This is a genomic window from Burkholderia sp. 22PA0106, assembly GCF_047497155.1.
Taxonomy (GTDB): Bacteria; Pseudomonadota; Gammaproteobacteria; order Burkholderiales; family Burkholderiaceae; genus Burkholderia.
In genome coordinates, this window is record NZ_CP163163.1 from 2197558 (window position 1) to 2216516 (window position 18959).

An 18959-nucleotide genomic window follows, 5' to 3' on the forward strand; every position below is an offset into this window, starting at 1 on the left:
GCGCCCGCCTTCGAGCGGGCGCGCGGCCGATCAGGGCTTGTCGAACATGTCCATGATCTGCTGCTTCTCCTGCGCCGTGACGGGTGGCGGCGTCAGGCCCGCGGCGCCGGCCGAGCCGAGCGCATCGTTGGCGTTGATGCCGTTGCCGGCCTGGCTGATGTCGACGCTCGGCACGAACCCGTTGCCCGGCGTGTGATCGGCGAAATACAGCTCGCCGTCGATGGTGGTCACGCCGTCGGGCATCGCCATCTGCTGCTCGGGCACGCCGTGCAGCGCCGTGCGCATGTAGCTGATCCAGATCGGCAGCGCCAGTTGTGCGCCGAATTCGCGGCTGCCGAGGCTCTTGGGCTGGTCGTAGCCCATCCAGGCCACCGCCACCAGCGACTGCTGATAGCCGGCGAACCAGCCGTCCTTCGCATCGTTGGTGGTACCCGTCTTGCCTTGCAGGTCGCTGCGGCCCAGCACGTTCGAACCGGAGCCCGTACCGGCCGTCGCGACCGTATGCAGGAGACTGTTCATGATGTAGGCGTTGCGCGAATCGACGGTGTGCTGCGCGTTGCTGCCCGCGAGCGCCGGCTGCGCCTTCTGCAGCGGCTGGCCGTGCGCGTCGTCCACTTCGGCGATCAAGTACGGATCGACGCGATAGCCGCCGTTGGCGAACACCGAATACGCACCGGCCAATTGCAGCGGCGTGACGAGGCCCGCACCGAGCGCCATCGGCAGGTACGGCGGCGTCTTGGCCGGATCGAAACCGAAGCGCTGCGTGACGTAATCCTGCGCGTACTTGGTGCCGATCGACGCGAGAATCCGGATCGACACGAGGTTCTTCGAACGGCGCAGCGCTTCGCGCATCGTCATCGGGCCGTCGGGCTGATCGTCGTCCTTCGGTTCCCAGGCGGCGCCGCCCGGCGTGCTCGACGGGAACGACAGCGGCGCATCGTCGATGATGGTCGCCGGCCCGAGGCCCTTGTCGAGCGAGGCCGAATAGATGAACGGCTTGAAGCTCGAACCCGGCTGGCGCCAGGCCTGCGTGACGTGGTTGAACTTGCTCTTGTTGAAGTCGAAGCCGCCGACCAGCGAGCGGATCGCGCCATCCTGCGGCGCCAGCGCCACCAGCGCGCCTTCCACTTGCGGCAGTTGCGACAGTTGCCACGCGCCCTTCGCGTCCTGGGTCACGCGCACGATCGAGCCGGGCTTGATGCGCAGTGCATCCGAGGCGCGCGGGCTCAGCGCCGCCGCCGCGAAGCGCACCCCGGCCGCACCGATGCTGGCCTTCTCGCCGCCCACGAACTGCACCTGCACGCCCGAGGGCGCCGCCGAGGTGACCACCGCCGATTGCAGATCGCCGTTGTCGGGGTGATCGGCGAGCGCGTCGTCGACCGCCTCGTCGCGCGCGTCGCCTTCGGCCGGCAACGCGACGAAGCCTTCGGGGCCGCGATAGCCGTGACGGCGCTCGTAATCGAGAATGCCGCGACGCACCGCCTGATAGGCTGCTTCCTGATCGCTCGAATTGATCGTGGTGGTGACCGTCAAACCGCGCGTATAGGTTTCGTCCTTGTACTGCGCGTACATCATCTGGCGGACCATCTCCGAGATGTATTCCGCATGCACCGCGTACTGGTTGCCCGGCGTGCGCGTGTGGATCTCTTCCTTCACGGCTTCATCGTATTGCTGCGGCGTGATGTAGCCGAGCTCGCGCATGCGCTGGAGGATGTATTGCTGACGGATCTTGGCGCGCTTCGGATTGACCACCGGGTTGTAGGCCGACGGCGCCTTCGGCAGCCCGGCCAGCATCGCGGCCTCGGCCAGCGTGATGTCCTTCAGGTCCTTGCCGAAATACACGCGCGCGGCGGCGGCGAAGCCGTAGGCGCGCTGGCCCAGGTAGATCTGGTTCATGTACAGCTCGAGGATCTGGTCTTTCGACAGCGTCTTCTCGATCTTGTACGCGAGCAGCATTTCGTAGATCTTGCGCGTGTAGGTCTTCTCGCTCGACAGGAAGAAATTGCGCGCCACCTGCATGGTGATCGTGCTCGCGCCCTGGCGTGCGCCGCCGTGCATCAGATCGGCCACGCCGGCCCGCATGATGCCGAGAAAATCCACGCCGCCGTGTTCGTAGAAGCGGTAATCCTCGATCGCGAGCACCGCCTTCTTCATGACGTCGGGGATGTCCTGGAAGCGCACCAGGCTGCGGCGCTCCTCGCCGAATTCGCCGATCAGCACGTGATCGGCCGTGTACACGCGCAGCGGCACCTTCGGTTGATAGTTGGTCAGCGCATCGAGCGACGGCAGTTGCGGCGCCATCACCACCAGCGCGTAGCCGACGATCAGCGCGCCGATCACCCCGGCGACGACCGCCAGCCCGGCGAACCAGATCGCGATGCGGGCGCCGAACGAGCGGCGGCCCGAACCGCCGTCGTCGCGGTCGCGACGGTCACCGCCGCCGTGGCGGTCGGAGTCGTCCGCGTAGAACGCGCCGGAAGGCGAGCGGCGCAACTTGTAATTGGGTTCGGAATCGGACGGTCGTTTGATGATCGGCATGTCGGAATAGCAGGCGCGGCAGCGGCACCGTAAGCGCGCGCGAGATGCGCGCGGGTGGATCGATACGTCAGGCTAGACGCGATGCGGATGGAGCGTAGCACGTCGACAGACCCAGGCACGTGTGGATCCGTTCCCGCGACGTGACAGCGCATTCTAATGACATCACCCCGGCCCTCTCGCGATTTTTTGTAAAAAATTCCTGCACCCGCCCCATCGCAGGGCGTCGTGCCAGGCGGCGCCGGCGCACCCGTTTGCGGGCCGGCCGACGCGCTTCGCCGGCACGAATCGGCGCCGGCTTCGCGCGCAATTATGCACGTATTGAATTCGCGTTTCCGCCTTTCACGGCTTTCAATGGCGAAAGCATTGTATCCATCTGTATTTTTCACTGGAAATCCACGCGGTTCGCCCGCATTTTCCGTTGGCGGATCAGCATGCCGACGCCGACGCCGAACGCCGTGTTTAAGCGGTGTTTAAGCGATCCGGTGGTGTAATATCCGCCGGCACATCGGGCGCGCAGCGCCGTGCCGCCGACGCGGTCGCCGACCGCGTCGTCATCATCATCACGGAGGGTTTCATGTCGCTTTTCGACTCTATTTCGCGCACGCTCAAAGGCCTGTTGAATGATGCGGCCGATTCGGTGCAGGACCCGTCGCGCGACGCACGCCAGATCGTGCGGGAGCTCGACGACAGCATCGGCCGCGCCGAGAACTCGTTGATCGAGATCGAAGCGCAGGTGGCCACGCAGCGCAGCAAGTGCGATGCGGCCAACGACAAGGTGCGCAAGTACGAAGACGGCGCGAAGCGCGCGCTGCAATCGGGCGACGAATCGCTCGCTCGCGAGGCGCTGACCGCGCAAACCAACGCCGAAGTCGAACGCGATGCGCTCGCGCACGAACTCGACACGCTGGAGCCGTCGGTCGCCAAGCTCAAATCGCAGATCGCCGACATGCGTCAGCGCCGCAACGACCTGAACACGCGCTCGAACATCCTGCAAGCCAAGCAGGAAATCGCGCAGGCCAAGGACGTGGCGGCCACGGCGCTGGGCGGCATCGGCGGCAAGGATCTGTCGGGCGATTTCCAGAAGCTGGAAGACAAGGTCACGCTGTCGAACGCCCGCTCGGACGCCCGCCTGAACTCGGCCGACACCAACAGCGGCAAGGCGCTCGACGACAAGCTCGCGGCGCTCAATCGCGGCCCGTCGGTCGACGATCGTCTCGAAGCGCTGAAGAAGCAACTGAACACGCCGGCGCAGTAACACACGCACCGGCCGCCGCGCGCGAGGCCCGGTTCACCCCGGGCCTCGCGTGGCTCCGCCCGCAAGGAGGCAGGCTCGCCGCCTGGTCAATCATGAAGAAATTCGTCGCCGCCGCAGGCATCGCGCTGCTGGTCGCCTCGGCCAGCGTGTTCGCGGCCGTGCCCTCGCTGTCGCAGGTCACCCAGTCGATCGAGCAGCACAACTGGCAACGCGCCGACAGCCAGCTCTCGCAAGTCATCGCGGCTCACCCCGACAACGCGCGCGCGCATTATCTGTACGGTCAAGTGCTCGACCGCGAAGGCCGCTCGGCCGACGCGCTCGCCGAGATCGAACGCGCGAAGTCGCTCGACCCCACGCTCCATTTCACGAACCCGCAAGCCTTCGCGCAAACCGAATCGAAGGTGCGCGCCGACGTGCAACGCGCCTCGGGCGAACGCCGCTCGGCCACTTCGGGCGGCGCGCTGGTGCCGACCGATTCGCAACTGACGCAGCAGGCGCAACAGGCGCAGTTCGCGCCGGCCAAGCCCGCACATCACGGCCCCTCGGCCGGCATGTGGATCGGCCTGATCCTGCTGGTGGTGGTGATCGCGCTGGTGCTGCGCTGGACGTTGCGCCGTTCGCGCTCGACCGAAAACCAGGCCGCCGACGACGAACGCCGCGCGCAACTGAAGCGCGCCACGGACCTGCTCAACGAAGCGCGCCCGCTCAAGCTCGACGCGCGCATTTCGACCGCACCCGGCGTGTCCGCGCTGACGGGCGAGATCGAAGCCGTGGAAAGCGAGGCGCGCAACCTCGTCGAAACGCTGTCGAACGGCAAGAACCCGGTGCCGCCGTATCAGCTGGAAGATCTCGAACACCGCTTCGCGAGCCTGAAGGCGCGCGTCGAAGGCCGCCCCGATCCGAACGCGGCACCCGCGAATGCACCGGGCGCACCCGGCGGTTCGGGTTCGGTGTTTGCTCAGGAAGCGGATCGCATGACGCAGCAGCAGCCGTATCCGCCCTACCCGCCGCAAGCACCGTATCCGTATCCGCAGCAACCGCCGGTGGTGATCCAGCAGGGCGGCGGCATCGGCAGCGGCGTGGGCGGCTTGCTGACCGGCGTGCTGCTCGGCGAAGCGCTGTCGGGCAACCGCGAGCGCGTGGTCGAGCGCGACGTGATCGTCGACGACCAGCGCCAGCGCGGCTCGGGCTCGGTCGGCAATCCGTTCGACAACGGCAATGGCGGGAACGACGGTAGCTTCGATCTGGGCCAGGGCGACAACTGGGACAGCGGCAACGACAGCGGCGGCGTCGATCTCGGCAGCACCGACGACGACTGGGACAATAGCTGAGCGCGCAACCGTGCTCCGCGCATGGCGCGATGCATCCGACGCACACCTCGACGGGCCGGCAACGGCCCGTTTTTCATGGCACGCCGAACGCGGCGGACTTTGTTAACATTGCTCAGACGAACTTTCGGTGTCCGATCGAGTTCGTTATCATGACCGCGTTCGCGTGCGGGCAGGTCCGGCCGCACATCCCCTTCCCCTTCCCTGGAGAAACCTGCATATGAGCATCGTCAAGGAATTCAAGGAGTTCGCCGTCAAGGGCAACGTGATGGATCTGGCTGTCGGCGTGATCATCGGCGGCGCGTTTTCGAAGATCGTCGATTCCATCGTCAAGGACCTGATCATGCCGGTGATCGGCGTGATTACCGGTGGCCTCGATTTTTCGAACAAGTTCATCCAGCTCGGACAGATTCCCGCGACCTTCAAGGGCAATCCGGATTCCTACAAGGATCTGCAGGCGGCAGGCGTCGCGCTGTTCGGCTATGGCTCGTTCATCACCGTGCTGATCAACTTCATCATCCTCGCGTTCATCATCTTCATGATGGTGCGCTTCATCAACCGCCTGCGCCGCCCGGAAGAAGCGCCGGCCACCCCGGCCGCGCCGCCGCCGACGCCGGAAGACGTGATGCTGCTGCGCGAGATCCGCGATTCGCTGAAGAACCGCTGACCGCCCGCCGCGCCCTGCGCGCGTCACGCCCCGAAAAGCCCGCCGTGCGCGGGCTTTTTTGCGCCGGCTTTGGTGCAGCGCAATTCGTGCGCGCCGCGCGTACGCGGGAAAACACTCAGCGTTTTCTCCGCCAAAAACCGCGCTTTTTTACGAATCGGCCTGCACATGCCGCGCTGGCCGCACTATCATGAAACAGCAATGACATTACACAAGGCGCACAATGCGCCTACATGACGATCACGGGTTGGGACGCATCGGCAATGCTCGGCATCACTGAACATCGTGAAGCCGGCTTTTTCGTATGCTATAAAAGATCGACATGCGGGCGCGCTAGCCGGTTTGGGGGTGGGTCGCATGACAAAGCCACAAATCTTGCAATCGTTTTTGACGCGAGTGTTTATGTCCTTTCCGAAAAAACGCCGACGCGTGCAGGAAGACGGCCAGGAATCGTTTCTGGCCGTCCTGCATCATGCGAAGCCGTTCGCCCAGCTCGATACGAAGATCTCCCGCGCCCGCGCCCAGGACGAACCGGTGCTGTACGCCCACGTGCTGCCCGGCCTCGACGTGCTGCTGTGCACCGTGCGCGGCGCGCAGCCGCCGTATCCGGCCATCGCCGACCTGCGCAAGCGCTGCATCGAATCGATCAGCAATGCGCTCGAACAGCCGATCGAAGGGCTGGAAAACGGCGGTTACTGGTACGAGGCGAGCGGCTTCGGCTTTCTCGTGTTCGCGAGCCGCGCGCGCGCCCGCATCCTGCCGGAGTTCGCGGCGGGGGCGAGTGTCGGCGAACGCAGCACGGGCCGGCAGAATGCCGGCGACACGACACCCCGGTCGCTCTGACCGGATTCAATCGAACGGGCCGCGACATTGCGGCCCGATTCGTTTGGGCACACCGCCGCGCGCATGCCGTGGCGGCGGTTCGTCCGATACGGCAGCGAATGCGTCAGCCGCGCGCGTGCGGACGGACGATATCGATGAACGCCGAAAAATCCGCGCCGGCCAATCCCATCGCCGAACCCAGACGCAGCACTTGCTGCACCGCGCCCGCCACCGGCATCGCCGCGCCCACTTCGCGCGCGGCATCGGCAACCGCTTCGGCATCCTTCTTGAACGTGCTCAACGCGCCGAGCGGTGCGTGGCCGCTGGCCGTCATGCGCGGCACGAAGGTTTGCAGCAGCACCGAATCGGCCCAGCCACCCGCGAGCGCTTCGGCCAGGCGTGCCGCATCGATGCCGCTGGCTTGCGCGAGCCCCACCGCTTCGGCGATCGCCGCCACCGTGGCCGTCACGATCGCCTGATTGCAAAGCTTGGCCGTCTGCCCCGCGCCGGCGTCGCCAAGATGCGTGAGCCGCGACGCATAGGCGCCGATCAAGTCGCGCACGGCTTCGATGTCCTCGCGCGGGCCGCCGGCCATCACCGCGAGCGTGCCGGCCTCGGCGCCGGGCACGCCGCCCGACACGGGCGCATCGATCCACGCCACCTGCTGCGCCGCCGCGCGCGCCGCATAGTCGCGGGTGGCCGCCGGCGGAATCGACGAATGGTCGACGATGCGGCGCAAGCGCCGCGTGCCCGGCTCGCCCGACAGCAGGCCACCCGGGCCGAACACCACATCGCCCACCGCGGCCGCGTCGAGTACGCACAGCATCACGGTGTCGACGCGCTCCGCCATCTCGCGCGGCGTATCGACCACCTGCGCGCCCTCGCCCGCCAGCGCCTCGGCTTTGGCCCGCGAGCGGTTCCAGACCTGCACGGCATGCCCCGCGCGCAGCCAGTGCCGAATCATCGGCGCCCCCATCAGGCCCGGTCCGCAAAATCCTGCTTCCACGTGGTTTCTCGCAATCGGATTGAACTCGGTGCCCATCATACCGATCACTCAAGAATGCGCGGCCGGGTGCATCGCCGCACGGCACGCATGAACCCAACTTTTCAGGAGGCACCATGACCGACCACGTTTACAAGACGATCGAACTGACCGGCTCGTCGCAGAAGTCGAGCGACGACGCAATCCGCAACGCCATCGCCAAGGCCGCCAAGACGCTGCACGGCCTGAACTGGTTCGAGGTGGTCGAGACGCGCGGCCACATCGACGGCGACCAGGTCCAGCACTGGCAGGTCACGCTGAAGGTGGGCGTGCGTCTCGACGATTGACCGAAACCGACCGGCCCCGTTAGTCAAGCCCGTCATCGCGGCACGCTTCAATATGCCGCGATGGCGGTTTACGCCGTCTTGACGCTCTTTTCTATCCATATTAAAAATCGTATGCCACAACGATCCATCGATCTGCCCGGACATATATAACTTGGAGAGAAAATGAGCCAACAACGCGAGGCGATCGACACCTACCTGCTGCGCGTCATGCATACGCTGCTGATGGAACGCAGCGTCACACGCACGGCGGTCAAGCTGAACCAGTCACAGCCCGCGATCAGCGCCGCACTGCGCCGCCTGCGCGACATCACCGGCGACCCGCTGCTGGTGCGCGGCAAGTCGGGGATGGTCCCGACCGAATACGGCCTGCGCCTGCTCGAACCGGTACAGAACGCGCTGCGCGAAATCGACCGCATCAAGTTCCAGCAACACAACTTCGATCCCGCCACCTCGATCCGCTGCTACCGGATCGGCTGCCCCGATTACCTGAACGTGCTGTTCGTGCCGACCGTGGTCGAGCGCTTCCGGCAGGCCGCGCCGCACGCGACGCTCGAATTCCATTCGCTCGGCCCCGCGTTCGACTACGAGCTGGCGCTGGAAGACGGCAAGCTCGACATCGTGGTCGGCAACTGGCCCGAGCCGCCCGAGCAACTGCACCTGTCGAACCTGTTCGTCGACCAGATCGTCTGCCTGACGAGCAATGCGCACCCGTTCGCCAAGCGCGGCGGGCTGACGCTCGATCAGTACCTCAATGCGCCGCACCTCGCACCAACGCCCTACTCGGTTGGCCAGCGCGGTGCGATCGACGTGCACCTGGCGCGCGAGCGGCTCAAGCGCCATGTGGTCGTGACGTTGCCGTACTTCAATCTCGCGCCGTACGTGCTCGTGAAATCGGATCTGATCTTCACCACCACACGCCTGTTCGCCGATCACTACGCGAAATTCCTGCCGCTGTCGGTGATACCCGCGCCGCTCGATTTCCCGCCGATGCAGTATTACCAGCTCTGGCACGAACGCTGCCATTACTCGGACGAAGTGCGCTGGCTGCGTGGCCTCGTGGCCGAGGCAACCCGCACGCTGATCGGCGCCTGACCGGCCGCGCGGGCGCCAAGGCGACGTTGCGCTCGAGCTTCAGTGCGCCGCTTCCATCAAGTTGCGCGCGAGCGCGTTGTGGCGCTCGATCACCGGCCCGAGATCGAGCGTCGCCAGCCGCCCTTCGCGCACCACCACCCGCCCGTTGACCACGCTCCACGCCACCTGCGACGGCGCGCAGAACACCAGCGCCGCAACCGGGTCGTGGAGCGCACCGGCGAACGACGGCTGATTCAGGTCGAACGCGACGAAGTCGGCCGCCATGCCCGGCGCGAGCGCGCCGATGTCGTCGCGGCCGAGCACCTTGGCGCCACCCAGCGTGGCGATTTCGAGTGCCTCGCGCGCCGTCATCGCATCGGGGCCGAAGCCGACGCGCTGCAACAGCAACGCCTGGCGCGCCTCGGCCACCATCTGCGCGCCATCGTTCGACGCCGAGCCGTCCACGCCCAAGCCCACCGGCACGCCCGCGAGCCGCATGCGCCGCACCGGCGCGATGCCCGACGCGAGCCGCATGTTCGAGCACGGGCAATGCGCGACGCCCGTGCCCGTGCGCCCGAACAGCGCGATGCCGGCCTCGTCGAGCTGCACGCAGTGCGCATGCCAGACATCGGGGCCGACCCAGCCGAGATCCTCGGCGTATTCGGCCGGCGTCATGCCGAACTTCTCGCGGCTGTAGGCGACATCGTTGAGGTTTTCCGCGAGGTGCGTATGCAGCGACACGCCGTGCGCGCGCGCCAGCTTCGCCGATTCGCGCATCAGGTCGCGGCTCACCGAGAACGGCGAGCACGGCGCCACCACCACGCGCAGCATCGCGTAGCGGCCCGCGTCGTGATAGGTCTCGATCAGGCGTTGCGTGTCGGCGAGGATCGCGTCCTCGCGCTCCACCACCGAATCGGGCGGCAGGCCGCCGTCGCGCTGCCCGACGCTCATGCTGCCGCGGCTCGCGTGAAAGCGCAGGCCGATGCGCTGCGCGGCCGCAATGCTGTCGTCGAGCCGCGCGCCGTTCGGGTAGAGATACAAATGGTCGCTCGACGTGGTGCAGCCCGACAGCAGCAACTCGGCCATCGCCGTCAGCGTCGAGATTTCGATCATCTCGGGCGTCAGATGCGCCCAGATCCGGTAAAGATTCGTGAGCCAGCCGAACAGCTCGGCATTCTGCGCGGCCGGTACGGCGCGCGTCAGGCTCTGATACATGTGGTGATGCGTATTGACGAGGCCCGGCATCAGCAGATGGCCGCGCAGGTCGAGCACCTCGTCGGCCGTGTCAGGCAAGGTGTCGGTCGGGCCGGCCATGACAATGCGGTTGCCTTCGATATAGAGCCCGCCGTCGCGGATCTCGCGGCGCTGGTCGTCCATCGTCACCAGCACGTCGGCGTGGCGCACCAGCAACGTGCGGCCGCGCGGGGTGGCACCGGCCGGTGCGGAGGGGTCGGTTCGGGATGAGGTCATGGAGGATCTCCGTTCGGTTGCGCCGCCCGTGCCGCGCTGCAATGCGTCGCATGAGGCTGGCGTGTGGCTGAACGGCGCCCGGACGGATGCGGCGGCACCGACCGTGCCGCTGCGTCCTGTCGAACGCCCGTGGCCCGGTTACCCGGCGTGCTCGCCGTCTTCGGGGTGCGCGCGGCCGGAGGATTCCTGGGATCGAGCCCATGCGGCCACGCGCGAACCGGCCGAGCATCGCCTGCCACGACACGCGACGCAAGCCGCCACCTCAAATACTTCACTTCACGCCAGCAATATGATCGGCTAAGTTGGATCTCGGACAACCGGCTGCGTGCCTGCCTGCACCGGCAATCCGGACAAACCCGGCGCGTGACGCGGCCGCTCATGCACCCTGGCTTATCTTCTATATCGCGCGGCGAATCGTGACGCGAGCATTCTTAAAATGGCCACTCGGCGCGCGCTTCGATCCGCCGACGGGTATGTAGCCACGAACGTGGAGCCTCGATCCGCCATCCCTTGGATCGACGCCGCGTTTACTCATCGCATTCACACAAGGACACTGGCGAATGGGCAAGCTCACCACCCACGTACTCGATACCGCGCACGGCCGCCCCGGCGCCGGCATCCGGATCGAACTGCATGCGATCGACGGCGCCGCGCGCCGCGCACTCGTCACCGCCACCACCAATGACGACGGCCGCTGCGACAGTCCGCTGCTCGAAGGCGCGGCGCTCGTCGCCGGCGAATACGAACTGACCTTCCATGCCGGCGATTACTTCGCCGCGATCGGCGTCAAGGTGCCCGAGCCGCGCTTCGTCGATCGCGTCGTGCTGCGCTTCGGCGTGGCCGATGCCGGCGCGCACTACCACGTGCCGCTGCTCGTCTCGCCGTGGTCGTACAGCACCTATCGCGGCAGTTGACACCCCGGCGCACGATCCCCACCCGATCACACCGATAACAAGAACTTGAGTCTGTCCGGAGGAGTTTCATGGAAGGTTTCATCACCGACTGGCTGAACCTCGCACTGCGCTGGTTGCACGTCATCGTCGCAATTGCCTGGATCGGCGAATCGTTTTATTTCGTTGCCCTCGACAACAGCCTGAAGCCGCCCAAGGATCCGAACCAGCGCCAGCGCGGCGTGTTCGGCGAGCTGTGGCACGTGCACGGCGGCGGCTTCTACAACATGCAGAAGTACACCGTTGCACCGCCCGAAATGCCGGAAGACCTGCACTGGTCGAAATGGCCGTCGTACACCACGTGGATGTCCGGCTTCGGCCTGTTCTTCGTGCTCTACCTGCTTGCGCCGAACACCTACCTGATCGACCGCAACGTGCTCGACATGGGGCCGGTGGTGGCCGTGGCCTCGGCGCTCGGCTTCCTGATGGCGGGCTGGATCGTCTACGACTGCGCGTGCCGCCTGCTCGGCAACCGCGACCGCCTGCTCGGCGTGTTCGTCGGGCTGTACGTGGTGGCGGCCGCCTGGCTCGCGTGCCACATCTTCTCGGGGCGCGCGGCGTATCTGATCGTGGGCGCGATGCTGGCAACGATCATGACGGCCAACGTGTTCTTCGTGATCATCCCTGGCCAGCGCAAGATGGTCGACAAGATGCTCAAGGGCGAAACGCCGAACCCGATCTACGGCAAGCGCGGCAAGCAGCGCTCGGTGCACAACACGTATTTCACGCTGCCGGTGGTGTTCGCGATGCTGTCGAACCACTACGCGATGACCTACACGAACCGCTACAACTGGATCGTGCTGGTGCTGATCATGCTGGCGGGCGCGCTGATCCGGCAGTTCTTCGTGATGCGCCATCGCGGCCAGCAGCTCTGGTATCTGCCGCTCGGCGGCTTGACACTGATGTTCGTCGCACTGATCTGGACCATGCCGCGCCCGGTCGCGCCGCAAGCCGAAGCGGCCAACCTGCCGAAGCTGACGGTGAAGGACATCGAGCCGGTCATGCAGCAGCGCTGCGTGGCATGCCACTCGGCCAAGCCGACGATGATGGGCAGCGCCCCGGCCGGCGTGATGTTCGATACGCCCGACGAAATCGCGCAGAATGGGCAGCGTATTTATCAGCAGGCCGTGCAGTTGAAGGCGATGCCGATCGGGAACGTCACGCACATGACCGACGACGAGCGGACCAAGATCGCGGCCTGGTTCGAGGGAGGTGCGGCGAAATAAGCGCCGCGTGGGTCTGCAACCGGAACGGGTTCGCCGATGGCGAACCCGTTTTGCTTTCGGGGTGGGCCGATCGTCCCAGGCAGAAATCTTCAGGTCCGTTGCGGGCCCGCGACGACGATCGGCATCGATGCCGGCTCGCGTCTCGCTTCAGTGGAACGGACATCGACCGGAGGAGATACACCGCCCACACCGAATTCGGGCAGCGTTACGCTTGCCGCTTACTCGAATCCCGTAATCGCATGCGGCACGTAGGCGGCTTCGAGCACCTCGATCTCCTCGGCACTCAGTTTGACGCCGAGCGCGGCGACCGCATCATCGAGATGACGCGTCTTGGACGCGCCCACGATCGGCGCCGACACTCCGGCCTTGGCGAGCACCCAGGCAAGCGCCACCTGGGCCATCGGCACACCGCGCACCAGTGCGATTTTCTCGACCTCGCGAATCACCACGTTGTTCAGAAGTTGGATGACGCTGCAAAACGGCGTCCGAAAGCAGGAAGGCCCTGCGAACCGAGGTTCGCAGGGCCTTCCTGGCCATTACCATATGCCGCTCAGGCGAGCCGGCAACTCACGCTCAAGCCGCCACTCGATGCATCGCCTCATCCGTCAACCAAAGCGACTCTCCAAGCACCTGCTCATTGAGATTGAGCCCCTCTCCGCCGCGATCGACCACGACGAAATCGCTGACTTCCTCCAGCGCGATCAGCGGGTGATGCCAAACCCCTTTCGCGTAATTGACGCCCTGCCAGCCGCTCGACACGAACGCACGGATCTTCGTGGCATCGAGCTCGCCGGCGGGCGCCACGACGACGAGATAAGGCTGCGTCGACAGCGGCAGAAACGCCTGGCTGCCAAGAGGATGCCGTTCGAGCATCGTGACCTCAAACGGCAGCGCGCGCGGCTGCCCGCGAAACAGGTTGACGAGCGTACGGCCGCCCTCATCGTTCACGTCGACGTGGGCGAGATCGTGAAAGCGGATCGTCGTGCCGAGATTGATCGGGATCTGCTTCGCGCCCTCGGTCTCGATCACGTCGCCGAACGGCGCGAATGCCTCACGCGTCAGCGCCTCGATGGTCAGCGTCTTCATTGGCCGAGCGTGCCCCACAAACGCAGACGCGATACGCCGCCGTCCGGAATGATGTTCAGGCGCACGTGCGTGACCGGGCCGAGCGCGGCCAGCTCCGATTCGAAGATGTGCTGCTTGTCCATCTGCAACTTCTGCTCGCCGAGCAGCACCGGCCAGAACATCGCCTGCGTGACGAGCGAGCTGTCGGTGCCGCCCGTCACCTGAGCGGCCTGGATCGAGCAGCGATCGGGATAGTTGCCCTTGAAGTGCGCGGTATCGACTTCGATCTTGCGGATCACGCCCGGCCGCGCCAGCGCGATGATCGCCCAGTCGTTGCCCGGCTCGCGGCGGCGACGCGTTTCCCAACCATCGCCCATGTTCACGCCACGGCCCGGCAGCAGGATGGTCGACGCCGGCCCGAAGTGCTGGTTGTTCGCGGCAACCACATAGCCGCCGTTCTCCATCGCGGCCAGATCGAACAACTCGCTGCGGCTCGCGCCTTCCCAATCGAGCTGCGGTTGGCCGTAGACGCGCAATCGCGCGATGCCGCCATCGGGATAGATGTTGACGCGCAAGTGCGTGTACGGCGCGGCGTCGTTCACGTCGACGTAATGGTGGTGGTTGCCCTGCAACGTGGTGGACGGCACGATCTCGACCCAGCGAGTCGACTGGTTCGGTGCGCCGTCCGCACGGCAGGCTTCGACCGACGCAGCCGGCGGGAAGTTGCCGGTGAAGTGGCTGGTATCGATGTCGAGGCCCTTGATCACGCCGGGGCGCGCGAGCTTCACGATGCACCAGTCGTAGCCGGACACACGCTTGCGGCGCGTTTCCCAACCGTCCATCCACTTGCCGTGATCGTCGTACTTGCCCGGAATGAACACGGCCGGTTCCGGATTCAGCATGCGATCCTTCGGTGCGAAGAAATCGTCGCTCGCCTCGAGTGCCTGTGCCCCGAGACGCGGATCGGCGAGGTTCACGTAGCGACGCGTGAATTCGGGAGCATTGGGATCGAGCAGCGGCATGGCCATGATGATGTCCTTATTCGAAGTGCGTGAAGAGCGCGGCGCCCGCCTTGACGGGCGCCACGTGTGCGTCGCGTCGCGCGGCAAACCCCGCGCGGCGCATGGCGAAACTCAGGCGTCGATCAGATCGTCGAGCCGCAGACGCGCGATCCGGTAGATCTGGTCGAGGCTGGCGCGCAACTCCTGCTCGCGCGTGTTGGCCACGCGCGCTTCGAAGTTGGCGATGATGCCGTGGCGGTCGTAGCCGCGCACGGCAAGAATGAACGGGAATCCGAACTTCTCGCGATAGATCCGATTGAGCTGCTGCAGGCGATCGAACTCGGCCTGCGTGCATTGATCGAGGCCGGCCCCGCTCTGCTCGCGCGTCGATTCGGCGGTCAGCTCGCCGCGCACGGCGGCCTTGCCGGCCAGCTCCGGGTGGGCATTGATCAGCGCAAGCTGCGGCTCCACGCCGGCCCGCTCGACCACACCGGACATCGTCGCGTGCAGCGCATCGATGCTTGCGTAAGGGCGCGCACCGGCCGCCGCCGCGGCCACCCAGGGCGAATGCTCGAAAATGCCCGACAGCGTGGCGACGAACCCGTCGGTCGTCATGGTGTTCAGTTTTGCCAACGTGTATTGCATCGCCTTCATGCCGTCCCTTCGCGTCGGTTGGTGGAATACGGATGGTGTTCGCGCCAGTGGCGCGCGATGTCGACGCGGCGCGTCACCCACACGCGATCGTGCCGCTCGATGTGATCGAGGAACCGCTGCAAGGCACGGAAGCGGCCGGGCCGGCCGAGCAGCCGGCAATGCATGCCGATCGACAGCATCTTCGGCGCTTCGTCGCCCTCTTCGTACAGCACGTCGAACGCATCGCGCAGGTACTGGAAGAAATGGTCGGCCGTGTTGAAACCTTGCGGCGTCGCGAAGCGCATGTCGTTGGTGTCGAGCGTGTACGGCACGATCAGTTGCGGCACGCTTGCGCCGCCCGTGACGGGCACCTCGGCCCAGAACGGCAGGTCGTCGCCGTAGTAATCGGAGTCGTACAGGAACCCGCCGTGCTCGGCCACCAGCCGGCGCGTATTGGGGCTGTCGCGGCCGGTATACCAGCCGAGCGGCCGCACGCCGGTCACGCGCTCGATCGCTTCCATGCCGAGCCGCATGTGCTCGGCCTCGCGTTCGGGCGTCATGTCCTGATAGTGGATCCAGCGCCAGCCGTGACACGCGATCTCGTGGCCCAGCTCGACGAACGCGCGCGACAGCTCGGGGTGCCGCTCCATCGCCATGCCCACGCCGAATACCGTCAGCGGCAGGCCGCGCTTCTCGAACTCGCGCAGGATTCGCCACACGCCCGCCCGCGAGCCGTATTCGTAGATCGATTCCATGCTCATGTGACGAGACGGATAGGCCGCCGCGCCGACGATCTCGGACAGGAATTGTTCGGAGCCCGGATCACCGTGCAGCACGCAGTTCTCGCCGCCTTCCTCGTAATTGAGCACGAACTGCACGGCGACGCGTGCGCGCCCCGGCCAGTTCGCCTGCACCGGATACCGGCCGTAGCCGATCAGATCGCGCGGATAGTGGGAATCGTGTGACATGGTGGAGTACGAATGAAATCCCGTGGAGAGGGGTTCGCAACGGCGCGCGGAGACGGGATTCGGCGGGCAATCCGTAACGGATCGGGCGTCTTCGTGCACCGTTGCGAGGGATGGGCCAGTGTAGCGAAAAGGCCTCGCAACGCGCATACAGCCAAACCGATAGTGCGTGTCACACGGGGTGTATGTGCGCTTGCGGCATGCGCGCCGACGCGGCTTCGGCGGTGGCATCGGAGGCCACCACCGAGACCGCCCTGCCGCTGCCGGCGATGCCGGCCGGCAGGCCGTCGGCATCGGGGCCGAATCGCGCGAACTCGCCGTCGTAGCGCTTCGCGAGCGGGCGCGCATAGTCGCCGCGCTTGGCCGTCGACAGGCGCAGCGCAATCAGCATCTCGACCCATTTCACGGCGGCCGTCACGCCCTCCACCACCGGCGCGCCGATCGCCTGCTCCACCTCGCGCGCGAACTCGGCCATGCCGGCGCAGCCGAGCACGATCGCACCAGCGCCGTCCTCGTCGAGCGCGCGACGGCATTCGTCCACGATCAACTGGCGCGCCGGCGAACCGGGCCGGTCGAGTTCGAGCACGGCCACGTCGGTGGCGCGCACGTTGCGGCAGAAGCGCTGCATGCCGTAGCGTTCGGCCAGATGCCAGGCCAGGCCACAGGTGCGCGACAGCGTGGTCACCACCGAGAAGCCGGGCGCGAGCACGCTGGCCGCGTGCATCGCGGCCTCGGCGATGCCGACCACCGGGCCGCGCGAGATCTCGCGCGCCGCGTACAGGCCCGGATCGCCGAAGCAGGCGATCACGTAGCCGTCGAAGCCGTCGCGCTCGCCGGCCGCGATTTCGGCCAGCAGGCCCGGCACCGCGAGCGCGTCGTCGTAGTGGCTCTCGATCGACGGCGGCCCCATGGTCGGGCTGACCGCCACCACGGCGGTGCCGGCGTTGACGACCTCGCGCGCACAGCGCCCCATCGCGTCGGTCATGCGCTGCGTGGTGTTCGGATTGATGAGCTTGATTTTCATTGTCGTCTCCTGAATTTCCATCTCGGCCACGTTCGGGCCGGCATGCCGCTCACTTCGCGATGGCGCGATACACGAGCCCGGCCAGGATCGCGCCGACGAACCACGAGAAGTTGGCGAGCGCGCCCAGCGACGGCACCATCACGCAGGCGATCGCGATCGCCGCGGCCGGCAGCAGCGCGAACACCGCACGCCGGTTCACGCCGCCGCGATACCAGTACGCGCCCGTTTCCGACAGCGTGTACAGATCGTCGCGATCGAGCTTGCCGCGCTTGATCAGATAGAAGTCGACGATCAGGACACCGTACAGTGGCCCGATGAAGCTGCCGAGCACATCGAGCGTGTAATGGATCACGGCCGGGTTGTTGAACAGGTTCCAGGGCGTGATGAAGATCGACGCCACGGCGGCCAGCATCCCGCCCGCGCGCCAGCTGATCAGGCGCGGCGCGACGTTCGAGAAGTCGAACGCGGGCGACACGAAGTTCGCGACGATGTTGATGCCGATGGTGGCGATCGTGAAGGTCAGCGCACCGAGGATCACCGCGGTCGGATGATCGATGCGGCCGACGGTTGCAACCGGGTCGGTAATCAGTTCTCCGAACACCGGCAGCGTGGCGGCCGTGGTGATCACGGTGACCAGCGAGAACGCCAGGAAGTTGACCGGCAGGCCCCAGAAATTGCCGCGCTTCACGGCGCGATAGCTGTTGCAGTAGCGCGAGAAATCGCCGAAGTTCAGCATCGGCCCCGAGAAATACGACACCACCAGCGCGATCGCCGTGATCATCACCGGAATCGCATCGGCGCCGTGATAGCGCACGCCGCCCAGGTTCAGGCCGATGTTGCGCCAGCCCGCGCGCCACACCATGTAGCCGGCCAGCACGAACATCACCACGTACACGGCCGGCCCGGCGAAGTCGATGAACTTCTTGATGGTTTCCATGCCGTTCCAGAACACCAGCGCCTGCAGCACCCAGAGCAGCATGAAGCCGGCCCAGCCGAGCGCCGACAGCCCGAGGAAGCCGTAGCGGTGCACGTCCGCATAGGGCATCCACTGCGGCACGAACTTGAGCACCACGATCACCAGCGCACTGGAAGCGAGAAAGGTCTGGATGCCGTACCAGGCCACCGCGATCAGGCCGCGGATCACGGCCGGCACGTTGGCGCCGAGCACGCCGAAGGTGGCGCGGCAGGCGACCGGATACGGCACGCCGAGCTGCTGGCTCGGCCGGGCGATCAGGTTGCAGAGCGCGTTGACGATCGCGATGCCGACGATCAGCGACACCAGCACCTGCCAGCTCGTCAGGCCCAGCGCGAACAGGCTGCCGGCGAACACGTAGCCGCCCACCGAATGCACGTCCGACATCCAGAACGCGAAGATGTTGTAGGCGCCCCAGCCTTGTTTTTCGAGCGGTGCGAGGTCGTCGTTGCAGAGCCGCTCGCTGTAGGCGGCGGGCCGCAACGCCTCGCCGTCCGGAGGGGTGCCCGCGTGATACGGGGGGTTGGCCTGCGCGATACCGAACTGAGCCATGACATCTCCTTGCCTGCCGCGGTCGAGCCGCGCGATCGTCATTGAAATCGCGGCCCGACATCGAGGTCAGGCCACGCCCGCGTGCGGCAGCGA

General features: G+C 66.3%; 17 protein-coding genes and 1 pseudogene. 8 read left to right on the forward strand and 10 right to left on the reverse strand.

What is annotated here, in order from left to right; all coding sequences use genetic code 11:
• Positions 1-30: 30 nt before the first annotated feature.
• Complete coding sequence (locus tag AB4850_RS24460; RefSeq protein WP_414442076.1) at positions 31-2538, reverse strand: penicillin-binding protein 1A; 2508 nt, start codon at positions 2536-2538, stop codon at positions 31-33.
• A gap of 574 nt (positions 2539-3112) precedes the next feature.
• Here AB4850_RS24460 and AB4850_RS24465 point away from each other — a divergent pair.
• From AB4850_RS24465 to AB4850_RS24480, 4 genes are all read left to right on the forward strand, one after another.
• On the forward strand, positions 3113-3793 hold the full coding sequence (locus tag AB4850_RS24465; RefSeq protein ID WP_414442077.1) for a PspA/IM30 family protein: 681 nt from the start codon (positions 3113-3115) through the stop codon (positions 3791-3793).
• Between the two features lie 92 nt (positions 3794-3885).
• A complete protein-coding gene (locus AB4850_RS24470; protein ID WP_414442078.1) occupies positions 3886-5124 on the forward strand; it encodes a tetratricopeptide repeat protein in 1239 nt (412 codons plus the stop codon).
• 217 nt (positions 5125-5341) lie between these two features.
• Positions 5342-5788 (forward strand): large conductance mechanosensitive channel protein MscL, encoded by a 447-nt coding sequence (mscL, locus tag AB4850_RS24475; protein WP_414442079.1) that lies wholly within the window; start codon positions 5342-5344, stop codon positions 5786-5788.
• Positions 5789-6187: 399 nt separating this feature from the next.
• Positions 6188-6628 carry a hypothetical protein gene (locus tag AB4850_RS24480; RefSeq protein ID WP_414442080.1) on the forward strand — a complete coding sequence of 147 codons (441 nt, stop codon included), beginning with the start codon at positions 6188-6190 and terminating at the stop codon, positions 6626-6628.
• Between the two features lie 103 nt (positions 6629-6731).
• Here the strand turns inward: AB4850_RS24480 and AB4850_RS24485 are convergent, their stop codons facing one another.
• Positions 6732-7652 (reverse strand): NAD(P)-dependent oxidoreductase, encoded by a 921-nt coding sequence (locus AB4850_RS24485; RefSeq protein ID WP_414442081.1) that lies wholly within the window; start codon positions 7650-7652, stop codon positions 6732-6734.
• Positions 7653-7726: 74 nt separating this feature from the next.
• Here AB4850_RS24485 and AB4850_RS24490 point away from each other — a divergent pair, with 74 nt between their 5' ends.
• Together AB4850_RS24490 and AB4850_RS24495 are read left to right on the forward strand one after the other, a co-directional pair.
• The gene (locus AB4850_RS24490; protein WP_414442082.1) at positions 7727-7936 is read left to right on the forward strand and encodes a dodecin; all 210 of its coding nucleotides are present in this window, start codon (positions 7727-7729) and stop codon (positions 7934-7936) included.
• A gap of 162 nt (positions 7937-8098) precedes the next feature.
• Positions 8099-9028, forward strand: coding sequence for a LysR substrate-binding domain-containing protein (locus AB4850_RS24495; protein WP_414442083.1), 930 nt, complete (start codon positions 8099-8101; stop codon positions 9026-9028).
• Positions 9029-9067: 39 nt separating this feature from the next.
• Here the strand turns inward: AB4850_RS24495 and AB4850_RS24500 are convergent, their stop codons facing one another.
• On the reverse strand, positions 9068-10477 hold the full coding sequence (locus tag AB4850_RS24500) for an 8-oxoguanine deaminase (RefSeq protein ID WP_414442084.1): 1410 nt from the start codon (positions 10475-10477) through the stop codon (positions 9068-9070).
• Between the two features lie 560 nt (positions 10478-11037).
• On the opposite strand from AB4850_RS24500, the gene uraH reads away from it, so the two are divergent.
• Together uraH and AB4850_RS24510 are read left to right on the forward strand one after the other, a co-directional pair.
• The gene (uraH, locus tag AB4850_RS24505; RefSeq protein ID WP_414442085.1) at positions 11038-11391 is read left to right on the forward strand and encodes a hydroxyisourate hydrolase; all 354 of its coding nucleotides are present in this window, start codon (positions 11038-11040) and stop codon (positions 11389-11391) included.
• A 68-nt stretch (positions 11392-11459) separates the two neighbouring features.
• Positions 11460-12653, forward strand: coding sequence for a urate hydroxylase PuuD (locus AB4850_RS24510; RefSeq protein WP_414442086.1), 1194 nt, complete (start codon positions 11460-11462; stop codon positions 12651-12653).
• A gap of 218 nt (positions 12654-12871) precedes the next feature.
• On the opposite strand, the pseudogene AB4850_RS24515 reads toward AB4850_RS24510, so the two are convergent.
• The 7 genes and pseudogenes from AB4850_RS24515 to AB4850_RS24545 form a co-directional block, all read right to left on the reverse strand.
• Positions 12872-13087 (reverse strand): annotated as a pseudogene (locus AB4850_RS24515) (aldo/keto reductase); the annotation flags it as partial.
• Positions 13088-13226: 139 nt separating this feature from the next.
• Positions 13227-13739: an ureidoglycolate lyase gene (locus tag AB4850_RS24520; protein ID WP_414442087.1), complete on the reverse strand. Its 513-nt coding sequence runs from the start codon at positions 13737-13739 to the stop codon at positions 13227-13229.
• Complete coding sequence (gene alc, locus AB4850_RS24525; RefSeq protein WP_414442088.1) at positions 13736-14746, reverse strand: allantoicase; 1011 nt, start codon at positions 14744-14746, stop codon at positions 13736-13738. The genes AB4850_RS24520 and alc overlap by 4 nt, the downstream gene beginning before the upstream one ends.
• Positions 14747-14851: 105 nt before the next feature.
• Entirely contained in the window at positions 14852-15373 is a 522-nt protein-coding gene (uraD, locus tag AB4850_RS24530) for a 2-oxo-4-hydroxy-4-carboxy-5-ureidoimidazoline decarboxylase (protein ID WP_414442089.1), read from the reverse strand.
• The gene (gene puuE, locus AB4850_RS24535; RefSeq protein ID WP_414442090.1) at positions 15370-16320 is read right to left on the reverse strand and encodes an allantoinase PuuE; all 951 of its coding nucleotides are present in this window, start codon (positions 16318-16320) and stop codon (positions 15370-15372) included. Before puuE ends, uraD begins: the two co-directional genes overlap by 4 nt.
• A gap of 169 nt (positions 16321-16489) precedes the next feature.
• A complete protein-coding gene (locus tag AB4850_RS24540; protein ID WP_414442091.1) occupies positions 16490-17341 on the reverse strand; it encodes an aspartate/glutamate racemase family protein in 852 nt (283 codons plus the stop codon).
• 49 nt (positions 17342-17390) lie between these two features.
• A complete protein-coding gene (locus AB4850_RS24545) occupies positions 17391-18866 on the reverse strand; it encodes an NCS1 family nucleobase:cation symporter-1 (RefSeq protein ID WP_414442092.1) in 1476 nt (491 codons plus the stop codon).
• Positions 18867-18959 lie beyond the last annotated feature (93 nt).